Genomic DNA, 12,110 nt, shown 5'->3' on the forward strand with positions numbered 1-12,110 from the left:
TGGAAAGTCAGATGGATTGGCATAAATTGACACTAGTTGTCTGTATTGGTAGTCTATCTATGACACTTTCAGCATCGACACCAGTTGTCAGTGTTGCTCTCCCATGCGAGAGCCAGGAATGCAAGATTTCTTACTCAAGACAATACCAACAGGCCCAGTCTATTACTGTCAAAGTGTTATCAGCAGATTTCTTAGGCTCAGGAATTTTGCTGAAAAAAAAAGGTTCGGTTTATACAGTATTGACCAATACTCATGTATTGCAAGCAGGGGATCCCCCATATCGTATTCAAGCACCCGATGGTAGCATCTATGCAGCGAATTTACTCAAAACTCAAGCCTTTGGCAAAAATGATTTAGCTTTATTGCAATTTCAAGGTATCGACACTAGATATGCTGTAGCATCCCTCGGTTCTTCCCCAGTAGTGGGGGATGAGGTATTTGCTACGGGGTTTCCCGCTGCGGAAGAGGGTCAAGTAAAAAGCTTTGCGTTGACTAGAGGTAAGGTTGTGTTAGTGCTACCCAAACCTTTAGAAGGGGGTTATCAGCTGGGATACACCAATAATCTTGAAAAGGGCATGAGTGGCGGGCCACTGTTGAATCGTCGCGGTGAGGTTGTAGGTGTAAATGGGATGCAAGCTTATCCTTTGTGGGATGCTCCTTCTGTATTTCAGGATGGCATGGAGGCAGATGAACAGCTGCATAAGATGATTATTCGCCTGAGTTGGGCTGTACCAATTCACTATAGTAATCCGATTTGATTCGTGAACTGACTTGTAGAGACACCGAATGGGGGATAGGGGATAGGGAATGGGAAATGCGAAAAAAGGGAGTTAGAGGTGTACGCAGTTCTTTCAAAAATCAAATAGGAATCCTATAGTAAATTAATATCTATTAGAAATTGAGTTATGAAATTTGATTATGCACTTTTACCAGCAATCATTGGAGTATCAATTACTCTGGTGCAGCCGCAATTTGCTGTAGCACTTTCCTCATCTGAGGTGGGTAAAGTTGCCAAAGCAATCACAGTGCAGATTGGCAATAAAGATAGTTCTGGAACTGGGGTAATTATTCAGCGACAAGGCAATATTTATACCGTCCTAACTGCTAAGCATGTGATTGAAACTCAAGCCAAATATGAAATTGTCACCCCAGATGGTCAGCGTTATCCACTCAATTACAATACTGTTAAAAAGCTGCCAGAGGTAGACTTAGCCATTGTGCAGTTTACCAGCAATCAAAGTTACACTCTTGCCAAGATTGGCAATTCAGACAAATCTCCCGAAGGGACAACCGCTTATGTAGCTGGTTTCCCGCAAACAACAGCAGCAATTTCCAACACGATTTACAATTTTGTCCCCGGACAGATTACTGCTAATGCCTCAAAACCACTGCGTGATGGCTATGCCTTGGTGTACAACAATAATACGTTACCGGGAATGAGCGGTGGCCCGGTGCTAAATGACAAAGGTGAACTGGTGGGAGTTCATGGTAGAGCAGATGAAGCCGATATAGAAACCTCTAAAATCAATTCCACAGTTGCTTATGTCAAATCAGGTTTTAATTTGGGCATTCCCATCAACACCTTTTTGAGACTTTCATCTCAAGCTGGGGTAAATGTAGGCGTTAGTCCTCCCAGCATACCCGTAGCCACAGCACCGAAACCAGATGACTTTTATATTCAAGGTGGCGATAAGTATGATAAGGGAGATTTTAAAGGTGCGATCGCAGACTACACTAAAGCAATCCGCCTCAATCCAAACTATCTTAATGCCTACAATAATCGGGGTCTTGCCCGCTATAGCTTAGGAGATAATGAAGGGGCACTTAGCGACTTCAACCAAGTCCTGAAGATTAATCCCAAAGATGCTGATGCCTATAATAACCGGGGTCTTGCTCGTTCTGTTTTGGGAGATAGAAAAGGGGCACTTGCCGATTACAATCAAGCCCTCAAAATTAATCCTAACTATACTTTAGCTTACAATAATCGGGGAATTGTCCGGAATAACTTGGAAGATGAGAAAGGGGCACTTGCAGATTTCAACCAAGCCCTGAAGATTAATCCCAATTATGCTGAAGCCTACGCTGGTAGGGCAATTTCTCGTTATAAGTTGGGAGATAAACAGGGGGCGATCGCAGATTACACCCAAGCACTACAAATTGATCCCAACCTTGCCCCACCCTACGCTGGACGGGGAATTGCCCGCTTTGAGTTAGGAGACAACAAGGGAGCTATTACTGACTTTAACCAAGCCCTGCGGCTCAATCCCAACTTTGCCCCAGCTTATACTGGCCGGGGGATTACCCGTTATACGTTGGGAGATAAGGAGGGTGCGATCGCGGATTTACAAAAAGCCGCTAACCTGAATTTAGAACAAGGAAAAACAGATGATTATCAACAACTATTGGAGTTAATTAAAAAGCTTCAAGGGTAAATGGGGGATTGGGCATGGGGCATTGGGCATTGGGCATTGGGCATTGGGCATGGGGGATTGGGGATTGGGCATGGTAAAAATACTTTAGCTAGTTTCGGAATTAAGAAGAAACGACTGTATGAGAAGTTGGAAAGGCGATCATCATGGACATTGGTGTAGCGATCGCGATCGCTTGCGTCACCTTCCCACCTGAAAAATCTGGTCAGCAGTCAAATTTAAATCTGGGAATATTGGTGATATTAAGGAATCGCCTTGTCTAAACTGGCTGACTTGAAATTCACCCTCAACTAATTGGTAAATAAAGATAGTCGGTTCCTTAGGATTGCCAACAAACGCCCGTCCGCCCAAAGCGGCATAATCCACAATCCAATATTCAGGAATGCCCATCTCTTCATAGTCAGCAAGCTTTTTGTGATAATCATCACGCCAGTTGGTACTGACAACTTCAACAATCAGTTTTATGCTTGTAGCATTCTCAATGATTGACTCGCGCTCCCAACGAGGTTCGCTGCTGATAGCGTCTTGATCTAAAACAATAATGTCCGGCTCGTAGCCTGATTTTTCGTTAGTAGGCTTGACAATCGATTCTCTGGGAATTGTCCAAATACCGCGCTTCCCCATTTGGATAATAGTTAAAACTAATTCCTCTATCAAAAAGCCAGTTACATTTGAGTGCTTCCCAGTTGGCTTTGGCATTTGGATAATTACCCCATCGTGCAGTTCATAGCGTACCTCTGAGTTTTCTGGTAGCCACTCGATAAATTCATCAAAGGTTACTTGCTTAGGTAAGGCTTGAGCCATGTGATCTATCTCAAATAGTGGTGCAGTTGACAGCATTTTTACGCCACGTTTTTGACTGGGGTTACGCCCTGGCTGCATTTTTGAACTAACAGCCATCTGTTTAATTTTAGCTAGATTAGAAATTAGGGAGAAACGATTGAATAAAAAGGTGGATCTATTTTCCAGTAAAGTTGTATGATGCCTTGTGGAAATTGAATAATGAAATCTTACTATGCACTTGCACCAGTAATCATTGGAGTAACAATTGCCCTTGTGCAACCGCAAATTGCTGTGGCGCTAACCTCAACAGAGGTGGCAAAGCTTACCAAAGCAATTACGGTGTTGATTGACAATAAAAATGGTTCGGGTACGGGGGTAATTATCAAGCGAGAGGGCAAAACCTACACTGTCCTGACTGCCAAGCATGTGGTGGAAGATCAAGATCAATATGAAATTGTCACCCCAGATGGTCAGCGCTATCCACTCGATTACAATACTGTGAAGAAGCTGCCAGAGGTAGACTTAGCCATTGTGCAGTTTACTAGTGACCAAAGTTACGCTGTTGCTAAGATTGGTAACTCGGATGAAGCCATAGAAGGTGCTACAGCTTATGTAGCAGGTTTCCCAAAAGCAACAGGAGCAATTTCCAATTCGATTTACAATTTCACTGATGGACGGATTACTGCTAATGCTTCAAAACCCTTGCGTGATGGCTATGCCTTGGTCTATAGCAATGATACCTTACCGGGGATGAGTGGCGGGCCGGTGTTGAATGACAAAGGTGAAGTGGTGGGAATTCATGGTATGGGCGATACTATGGAAAACTTTCAAATTTCCGACCAAAATCCCAATATCATTATCAAAACAGGTTTTAATTTGGGCGTTCCCATTAATACTTTTTTGAGACTCTCAGCTAAGGCTGGGGCAGATGTGGGCATCAGTCCTCCTAGCACACCAATAGCCACAGCACCCAAGGCTGACGACTTTTTCATTCAAGCTGAGGATAATTATGACAAAGGCGACTATCGAGGAGCGATCGCCGCTTATAACCAAGCTATCAACATTAATCCCAACTTAGCCCAAGCTTACTACAGATTGGGGTTGACTCGCAGCAAGTCTGGAGATAACCAGAAGGCTGTTGAGAATTTACAGAAAGCTACAGAGTTATTTGCTGCACAAGGGAAGAAAGCAGATGCTATCCGTAGCCAGGGCGTTGTTCATTCTTTATTAAAAGACTATAAAGGAGCGATCGCAGCTTTAACACAAGCGATTCGCCTCAATCTCAAAGATACTTTAGCCTACAGCAATCGGGGAAATGTTCGCTCTGATTTAGGAGACTGGCAAGGGGCAATTTCCGATTATAACCAAGCCCTCAACATTAATCCCAACTATACCCCAGCTTACATCAGCCGAGGAAATGCCCGCTCTGCTTCAGGAGACAAACAGGGGGCAATTTCCGATTACAACCAAGCCCTGAAGATTAATCCCAACTATGCCTTAGCCTACAATAACCGGGGAATTGCTCGCTCTGCTTCAGGAGACTTGCAAGGGGCAATTGCTGATTACAACCAAGCCCTGAAGATTAATCCCAACTATGCCAATGCTTATTACAGTCGGGGAAATGCCCGCGCTGCTTTAGGAGATAAGCAAGGAGCGATCGCTGATTACAACCAAGCCCTCAAGCTTAATCCCAACTATGCCAATGCCTACTACAGTCAAGGAATTACCCGCGCTACCTTGGGAGATAAACAATGGGCGATCGCCGATTTACAGAAAGCTGCTAATCTCTATAAAGAACAAGGAAATGAAAAACTTTACCAACAAACACAAAACAAAATTAGAGAATTACAGCCTTGACATACTCCCCCGAATTGAATTCGGGGGATTCTGAGGTCAAACAGCAATTGCAGGCACTGCCCGACTGACATTGCCTAACTCAACAGTCGATGCCCCGACTGCTTGAATATTCTTAGCGGCGTTTTCGTCACGTCCATTAATTGACTGACACTCTTGACAACGCCACTCTCTGACCGACAAATCTAAACTCTCTAGAATGTGTCCACAATTAGAACAAGTTTTGCTGCTGGGATACCACCTATCAATAAATACAACAAGCTTGTTTTTCTTCTTGGCAATCCATTCTAGTATTTGTAGAAATTCACTAAAAGCTAAGTCTGATATCTTGCGTCCCCAAAGACGCTGCATTCCTTTCAAGTTTAGAGTTTCAAAGCACAGAACATCAAACTTATTAGTTAATTCATGAGCTAGCTTCCAGAACCAATCACTTCTGCGGTTGGCTATGTCTTCATGCTTGCGTACTAAATTCTTTCTAGCTCGTTCTCTATTGACTGAACCTTTTAACTTCAAAGAATGCTGTCTGCTGGCATTTTTAACGGCGCTTAGGGATTGCTTAAAAAATTGGGGAGATTCAATTGTTGTACCATCTGAGCAAGTGAGAAATGTCTGAAGTCCAAAGTCAAACCCCGCGATGTTACTAGTCGTGAATTTAGCTTCTGACTCAGGACAATTGTCAACAACCACAAGCAGAAACAACTCACCTAATGCGGTGCGTTTTATGGTTAGAGTTTTGACTGTTCCCTCTATTTCTCTAGACTTCCAAAATTGATAAACTTTATTTCCAATTTTTACCCTACTGCCACCTAAGAATTTATAACCAGCTTGCTTGAGGGTGAATGACTTGTACTTTTTAACTTTTTTAAATCCTGGTGGTCTAACTCCCTTTTTATTATGTTTAAAAAATAGTTGGTAGGCTTTCTCAATGCGTTGACAAATATCTTGCACTGCTTGAGAGCCAATTGACTGCCAGAACTCTTTACGTTTACGTAGCTTGGCAATATGAGCTTGAAGTTTTGCACAATTTAAATGCTTACCCCACATTCGATAATATCTTTTGTGGAGGGCAATGCAATGGTTATAGATAACTCCAGCAACGTTAATTGACCGCTTAAGAAAATTATTTCGCTTGTGACTGTAAAGTTTGAACTTCAAGGTTTTCATGTAGACATGATATCATTATTAATTAATTTCAAAAGATTTAATCATTGTTTCTGCCGTTTGCACAAACTTATCATAATCATCTATCGTTGCTGTATAAGTAATGACGTATGCTTGATCACCTTTTAAAGTCCAAACTTGCAGATTTTTAAGACTATTTTCTCCATTATTACCAGTAAAAACTAATTTATTAGCTCTTTTATTTGCCAGGGTTATTTCACTGGCATCCACAATATTAGCTCCGGATAAACTATTTTTAATTTCTTTAATAAATAAATTTTTTGATTCATCTAAGGTACTAGAAAGCGTTTCTGTGCTGATAGTCAGCTTCTCTTGAAATTTATCAGAATCACTTTGTTTAGGTGATAGAAATATCACTAATTCTCCAGTAACTGGATTTGCTACATCTTGTCTAGCCCAGCTTTCAGGATATTTTATCTTGATGCCATAGCTAGAATTTTCATAAGTCAAAAATTTTGATACTGGGGTTATTAATTGAGATAACAAGACAACAACTGTAGCCACTGCGGCTATTATTCCTACTCCGATGAACATTTTTCTCGGTGGTGCAAATGGTAGAGATTTCTGCTCAATTGTAGTAGCTGGTATTTCTTCGAGCGTATTTAAAGCTTGCAATACCGACTCTGCTGTGGAGTAACGTTGACGGAAATCATAGCGCACCATTTTATCTATAATTTCTGCTAGCTGCGGGCTAACTTGTACTTGGTTTCGCCAATCAATTTCTTTTGTATTAGGATTTCTGGGTAATCTTTGACCGCTATCAAGAACAGGATTAATTCCGGTCAAAGCTTGGATAGCTATAATTCCCACTGCATATATATCGCTGCTCAAGTGTGGGACTTGATTTGCTTGTTCACTTGGCATATAACCGTGAGTGCCAATAACAACGGTGACACTTGTTTTTCCCTGAGAATTCGCTATCTGAGTACTGATTTGTTTGACTGCTCCAAAGTCAATTAGCACTATTTTACCGTCTGATTCTCTTCGCCTAATATTGGCTGGCTTGAGATCCCGGTGAATTACGTTGTGTTGATGGACAAATGCGAGAACTTCTAAAATGTCTTTTAAAAGCTGAATGACTTCAGCTTCACTAAGCAGATTACCTATAGGAGGTATTTCTTGACTGAGGTCGTAACCTGCAATAAATTCCTGAACTAAATAAAATTCTTGATTGTCTTCAAAGTGAGCCAATAACTGGGGAATTTGGTCATGCTTCCCCAATGTCTCCAGGGTGGCTGCTTCTAGGTCAAATAAACGTTTGGCTTGCTTTAAAGTGTAAGGATCAGTGGAGAGTGGTTTAAAATGCTTCACCACACAGTGTGGATTCCCTGGCCGTTGGGTGTCTAGAGCTAAGAAAGTCTTGCCAAATCCACCTTGTCCCAGTTGAGTGAGAATTTGGTAGCGTCCACCCACGGTTTGACCTTGCATTAGATTTACCCTTTCCGCTAAAATTACTCACTCACTAATTCGTTAATCTTGATTTTTGCACATAATGAAAGTGCTGAGTGCAAGCAGAGAGACTGTGATCAATGGTTGTAACTTGAATTACCTAAAGGGATTGATAATTAGCTTATGATATCAAATTGGGAAAATATGTATGTTTTGTCAAACAAGACAACGTAGTCGAAACCGCCTGTATTAAGTCAGGACTTACGCAAGTGTCATATTTTTAACGCCAGAGGTTGTCCAGAGTCAAAGGTCAAAAGTCCAAAAAACCTTGATTCTTGACCCTTGACCCTTGACCCTTGACTCTTATACCAGAAGCTTTGTGTGCCAGTTGCGTAAGTCCTATAAGTATTGGTCTGTGTGTATTAATTACATAAGCGCAGCGGGGCGTAGCCCCAGGGCGAATTACGAATTACGAATTACGAATTATTATGAGTCTCAGTCTGTGCATGATTGTGAAAAACGAAGCAGCAACACTGTCTAAATGCTTGAGCAGTGTGAGAAAAGTCGTAGATGAGATGGTAGTTGTAGATACAGGCTCAATTGATCGCACTCCCTATATTGCTAAACAATTCGGTGCAAAAGTTCATCATTTTCAATGGTGCAATAACTTCAGTACGGCTCGGAATGCAGCGCTCAAATACGTTACAGGCGACTGGATTTTAGTATTGGATGCTGATGAGGTTCTGACATCAGGAATTGTACCGCAGTTGAAAGAGGCGATCGCTAGAGACGAATACTTACTCATCAACCTCGTCCGCCAAGAAGTGGGTGCAGAACAATCCCCTTATTCTCTAGTTTCCAGGTTATTTCGCAATCACCCAGATATTCGCTTTGAACGTCCCTACCATGCCTTGGTTGATGATAGTGTGTCAGCAATTATGCTGAAAGATCCCAATTGGCAAGTAGGTTATTTACCAGGGGTAGCAATCTTACACACAGGATACCAAAAAAACGCGATCGCTCAAAACAACAAATACGCCAAAGCCGCAACGGCGATGGAAGCTTTTCTGGCTACTCATCCTGATGATCCCTATGTTTGCAGTAAGTTGGGGGCGTTGTATGTGGAAACTGGGAAAATTGCCAAAGGTATGGAGTTGTTGAAACGCGGAGTTACGGCTGGTGAGGAAAACTATGATATTCTATACGAACTCCACTATCATTTAGGTATTGCCTATAGTCGGTTGCGAAATTTCCAACAGGCTATTTCTCACTATCAAACTGCCATTAAGTTGCCAATTTACCCCATGCTCAAACTAGGAGCATATAACAATTTGGGTAACTTACTCAAAGCAGCGGGAGATTTTAATGGTGCAAAAAATGCTTACGCCACAACTTTGAAGATTGACCCGACTTTTGTTGTTGGTCATTACAACATGGGGATGATATTCAAAGCGATGGGTTTGCTTACTGATGCGATCGCCTCTTACCAAGCAGCAATCAAGTTAAACCCCAATTATGCCGAAGCGTATCAAAATTTAGGGGTAGTATTGCTAAAAGCTGGCAATCACCAAGAGAGTTTAACAGTCTTTAAAAAAGCGATCGCTCTTCACCAAAGATACAACCCCGAAGAAGCGAATAGGCTACGCCAAGGGTTGCGGGAGATGGGATTGGTTTAGGGGAGTGGACAGGGCAAGGATTGATAACGTAGATGCAACAAGTATTTGAGGCAGTAATATCTATGCTTGAAACACGTCCGATCCGCACTGAAGCTGATTATCGTGCTGCGCTTGATGAAATTGAAAGATTGTTTGATGCAAAACTAAATACACCAGAGTCTGACCGCTTGGAAGTTTTAACTACACTTGTGGAAGCATACGAGCAAAGGCATTACCCAATCGAAGCACCAGATCCTATTGAAGCAGTCTTATATTATCTCGAATCCCGTGGATTGTCTGTAGATGAATTAGAGCCTGTTATTGGCAGTAAAGCAGAAATTGCCGACATTTTGCATCGGAAGCAGGCGCTAACATTGGAGATGATTCGGGGTTTGCATCAACAATTGGGAATTCCGGCACAGATTTTGATTCAACCATACCCTTTGATGCAAAATTCAGCTTGATGGTGCTGAAATTAAATAAATCAAAACTCGGAATTTCAGTTGTGAGAATGAACTCCACCAGTTCTGAGTGGAAAAGGTAGAGTTCGAGAGTTGGTAAGCTAATATGCGTTCAAGTTGCACATTCACTGGCTAAGACTGTGATTAATCATTTGTCATGCGTCCTTTATAAATACTTTCGACTAATGAGAAATGACGCATGACAGCCCTCATGAATGATTGTGCAATTTAAATGTGTTTTGGCTTAAATTATCCTCACAAGTGACAACTAACTAAATACGCGACTTGACAAATTGCTCCAACCTATCCATCCCCTTTTCAATTGTTACCATATCCGTGGCGTAGGAAAGACGAATATTTTGATCAGCACCAAAGGCGATTCCGGGGATAACTGCAACTTGATGTTCTTCTAGTAAGGCGTCGCAAAATTCCAGGGATTTTAGACCAGTTTTGCTGATGTCGGGGAATAGATAAAAAGCGCCGTCTGGTTTTGCAGTACTCAATCCGGGAATGGCGTTGAGTCTGTCTAACATCACCTGTCGGCGTTTGGCGAAAGCTTGGCGCATTTCTTCAACACAGTCTTGAGAACTTTCTAATGCAGCGATCGCCCCATATTGAGCAAAAGTACACACGTTTGATGTACTATGTCCTTGGATGGTACTCGCGGCTTTAATAATCTCCACTGGCCCTGCTAAGTAGCCAATACGCCATCCGGTCATTGAGTAAGCTTTCGCAAACCCGTTACTAATCAAAGTGCGGTCAAAAATTTCCTTTCCAAGGGAACCGATGCTGATATGTTCTGCACCGTCGTAGAGAATCTTTTCGTAAATTTCGTCGGAGACAACTAAGATATCTGCATCAACTACTACCTGGGCCAGTGCTTTGATTTCATCTGGCGTATAAACCATCCCTGTGGGATTAGATGGAGAGTTAAGGATAAATAGCTTTGTTTTGGGCGTGATTGACTGGCGGAGTTGTTCGGGGGTAATTTTATAACCAGTTGTTGCATCTGTGGTGACAATCACTGGTACACCACCCATCAAAGTCACCATTTCGGGATAACTTAGCCAATAGGGAGCAGGGATGATTACCTCATCACCTGGATCAATTAGCGCCACTACCAAGTTGTATAGAGAATGTTTACCGCCATTGGTGACGATGACATTCTCTGATTTATAATCAAGACCATTATCAGTTTTAAGCTTACGGGCGATCGCGTCCCTTAACTTTGGTTCTCCAGCGGCTGGGCCATACTTGGTTTTGCCTTCATCTAAAGCTTCTACTGCTGCGGCTTTGATATGCGCTGGGGTATCAAAATCTGGTTCTCCAGCGCTAAAACTGCAAACATCTATGCCATCTGCCTTCAGTGCCTTCGCCTTGGCTGCGATCGCTAAGGTCAAAGAAGGTGTCACCTTACTTACTCTTGCTGCCAGCTTCATTCTTACTATTTTTTGGCAAATCTTTCACTTATCTTAGGATATCTCAGAATCTCTACCAAGATTTGCTTTTTCTAAATTCGTTGGAGATTGCAAGGTAAAAGCATCTCAATTAAGCTTGACACAAGGACTCAGAAGAATTTAATGTATACCCAGAACTAAGAAATAGATTTAAACTTGCTTGCACTTTTAGAAACCTTAATATTACAAGGTTTAGAAAAATTTATGGATGAATACGCTATATGAGCGATCGCTAAAAAGTAAGAAATATTTAAAGGTAGGGTATAGAGAATCAGCACTAATTAAAATTGAGTTAGATAACAAAACTGAGAGTAAAACCATGTACACAAAATCAAAAAATACTCTTCAAAATAAAAAGCCTAACGCCAATTCGTACATTACAATCGATGATGATAAATTCCCGCTAGGTAATGTAAGAATGTACGCAATTTCTTTTGATATGGATATTGAAAGTTTGAAACAATCCTATGGCGACCCTTACAACAATGCCTATGGTGAAATTAAAAAAGTACTTTCTTCACACGGTTTTACTAGACAGCAAGGAAGTGTTTATTTTGGTAATGAAAGTGTTAACGCCGTTACTTGTGTTTTAGCTGTTCAAGACTTATCTAGAAGATTACCTTGGTTTCCAGTATCAGTAAGAGATATAAGAATGTTAAGGATAGAGGAAAATAACGATCTCTTGCCAGCGGTTCAAGCAAATTTACCTAATCCATAATTTTTACATCATTGTTAGCAGCGATGAAACCTGATGATTAACACACCGTGCTTAATATAGCGGTTATCAGTCTTCTGAAGTACAGTAGCAGCAGTGAGTAAACCAACCGAGTAAATTCTCTATCGTCACTTCTGCGAATGCCGCATCTAATGCCTGGAGTAAATCAGGGTATGTCCTTGCAC

11 protein-coding genes are annotated in these 12,110 nt (G+C 41.7%); 7 read left to right on the forward strand and 4 right to left on the reverse strand.

The genetic code is table 11. The features are described 5' to 3' along the window. Positions 1 to 11 precede the first annotated feature (11 nt). The 3 genes from IQ246_RS17545 (at position 12) to IQ246_RS17555 (ending at position 2,591) form a co-directional block, all read left to right on the forward strand. A complete protein-coding gene (locus tag IQ246_RS17545) occupies positions 12 to 758 on the forward strand; it encodes a serine protease (protein WP_194004631.1) in 747 nt (248 codons plus the stop codon). A 147-nt stretch (positions 759 to 905) separates the two neighbouring features. Continuing rightward, positions 906 to 2,432, forward strand: a complete 1,527-nt coding sequence (locus tag IQ246_RS17550) for a serine protease (RefSeq protein WP_194004632.1) — start codon at positions 906 to 908, stop codon at positions 2,430 to 2,432. After that, positions 2,433 to 2,591 (forward strand): hypothetical protein, encoded by a 159-nt coding sequence (locus IQ246_RS17555; protein WP_194004633.1) that lies wholly within the window; start codon positions 2,433 to 2,435, stop codon positions 2,589 to 2,591. Positions 2,592 to 2,609: 18 nt separating this feature from the next. Here IQ246_RS17555 and IQ246_RS17560 read toward each other — a convergent pair whose 3' ends face one another. Then, positions 2,610 to 3,233, reverse strand: a complete 624-nt coding sequence (locus IQ246_RS17560) for a Uma2 family endonuclease (protein ID WP_194004642.1) — start codon at positions 3,231 to 3,233, stop codon at positions 2,610 to 2,612. 198 nt (positions 3,234 to 3,431) lie between these two features. Here IQ246_RS17560 and IQ246_RS17565 point away from each other — a divergent pair, with 198 nt between their 5' ends. After that, positions 3,432 to 5,069, forward strand: coding sequence for a tetratricopeptide repeat-containing serine protease family protein (locus IQ246_RS17565; RefSeq protein WP_194004634.1), 1,638 nt, complete (start codon positions 3,432 to 3,434; stop codon positions 5,067 to 5,069). A 36-nt stretch (positions 5,070 to 5,105) separates the two neighbouring features. Here the strand turns inward: IQ246_RS17565 and IQ246_RS17570 are convergent, their stop codons facing one another. Both IQ246_RS17570 and IQ246_RS17575 read right to left on the reverse strand, forming a co-directional pair. Beyond that, positions 5,106 to 6,230 (reverse strand): RNA-guided endonuclease TnpB family protein, encoded by a 1,125-nt coding sequence (locus tag IQ246_RS17570; RefSeq protein WP_194004635.1) that lies wholly within the window; start codon positions 6,228 to 6,230, stop codon positions 5,106 to 5,108. 18 nt (positions 6,231 to 6,248) lie between these two features. Beyond that, positions 6,249 to 7,676 (reverse strand): serine/threonine-protein kinase, encoded by a 1,428-nt coding sequence (locus IQ246_RS17575; protein ID WP_194004636.1) that lies wholly within the window; start codon positions 7,674 to 7,676, stop codon positions 6,249 to 6,251. Between the two features lie 449 nt (positions 7,677 to 8,125). Here IQ246_RS17575 and IQ246_RS17580 point away from each other — a divergent pair, with 449 nt between their 5' ends. Both IQ246_RS17580 and IQ246_RS17585 read left to right on the forward strand, forming a co-directional pair. Next, on the forward strand, positions 8,126 to 9,313 hold the full coding sequence (locus tag IQ246_RS17580; RefSeq protein ID WP_194004637.1) for a tetratricopeptide repeat protein: 1,188 nt from the start codon (positions 8,126 to 8,128) through the stop codon (positions 9,311 to 9,313). A 62-nt stretch (positions 9,314 to 9,375) separates the two neighbouring features. Further along, positions 9,376 to 9,756, forward strand: coding sequence for a type II toxin-antitoxin system HigA family antitoxin (locus tag IQ246_RS17585; RefSeq protein ID WP_194004638.1), 381 nt, complete (start codon positions 9,376 to 9,378; stop codon positions 9,754 to 9,756). A 269-nt stretch (positions 9,757 to 10,025) separates the two neighbouring features. Here the strand turns inward: IQ246_RS17585 and IQ246_RS17590 are convergent, their stop codons facing one another. Then, complete coding sequence (locus tag IQ246_RS17590; protein ID WP_194004639.1) at positions 10,026 to 11,192, reverse strand: pyridoxal phosphate-dependent aminotransferase; 1,167 nt, start codon at positions 11,190 to 11,192, stop codon at positions 10,026 to 10,028. 226 nt (positions 11,193 to 11,418) lie between these two features. Between IQ246_RS17590 and IQ246_RS30445 the strand changes: the two genes are divergently transcribed. Then, positions 11,419 to 11,928, forward strand: coding sequence for a hypothetical protein (locus IQ246_RS30445; RefSeq protein WP_244142071.1), 510 nt, complete (start codon positions 11,419 to 11,421; stop codon positions 11,926 to 11,928). The last annotated feature ends 182 nt before the right edge of the window (positions 11,929 to 12,110 follow it).

The organism is aff. Roholtiella sp. LEGE 12411, assembly GCF_015206995.1.
GTDB lineage: Bacteria > Cyanobacteriota > Cyanobacteriia > Cyanobacteriales > Nostocaceae > Komarekiella.

What these genes read in the sequence shown, in the direction of transcription:
- IQ246_RS17545 (WP_194004631.1), top strand. Translation starts at nt 12, where the DNA reads ATGGATTGGCATAAATTGACACTAGTTGTCTGTATTGGTAGTCTATCT.
- IQ246_RS17550 (WP_194004632.1), top strand. Translation starts at nt 906, where the DNA reads ATGAAATTTGATTATGCACTTTTACCAGCAATCATTGGAGTATCAATT.
- IQ246_RS17555 (WP_194004633.1), top strand. Translation starts at nt 2,433, where the DNA reads ATGGGGGATTGGGCATGGGGCATTGGGCATTGGGCATTGGGCATTGGG.
- IQ246_RS17560 (WP_194004642.1), bottom strand. Translation starts at nt 3,233, where the DNA reads ATGGCTCAAGCCTTACCTAAGCAAGTAACCTTTGATGAATTTATCGAG.
- IQ246_RS17565 (WP_194004634.1), top strand. Translation starts at nt 3,432, where the DNA reads ATGAAATCTTACTATGCACTTGCACCAGTAATCATTGGAGTAACAATT.
- IQ246_RS17570 (WP_194004635.1), bottom strand. Translation starts at nt 6,230, where the DNA reads ATGAAAACCTTGAAGTTCAAACTTTACAGTCACAAGCGAAATAATTTT.
- IQ246_RS17575 (WP_194004636.1), bottom strand. Translation starts at nt 7,676, where the DNA reads ATGCAAGGTCAAACCGTGGGTGGACGCTACCAAATTCTCACTCAACTG.
- IQ246_RS17580 (WP_194004637.1), top strand. Translation starts at nt 8,126, where the DNA reads ATGAGTCTCAGTCTGTGCATGATTGTGAAAAACGAAGCAGCAACACTG.
- IQ246_RS17585 (WP_194004638.1), top strand. Translation starts at nt 9,376, where the DNA reads ATGCTTGAAACACGTCCGATCCGCACTGAAGCTGATTATCGTGCTGCG.
- IQ246_RS17590 (WP_194004639.1), bottom strand. Translation starts at nt 11,192, where the DNA reads ATGAAGCTGGCAGCAAGAGTAAGTAAGGTGACACCTTCTTTGACCTTA.
- IQ246_RS30445 (WP_244142071.1), top strand. Translation starts at nt 11,419, where the DNA reads ATGAATACGCTATATGAGCGATCGCTAAAAAGTAAGAAATATTTAAAG.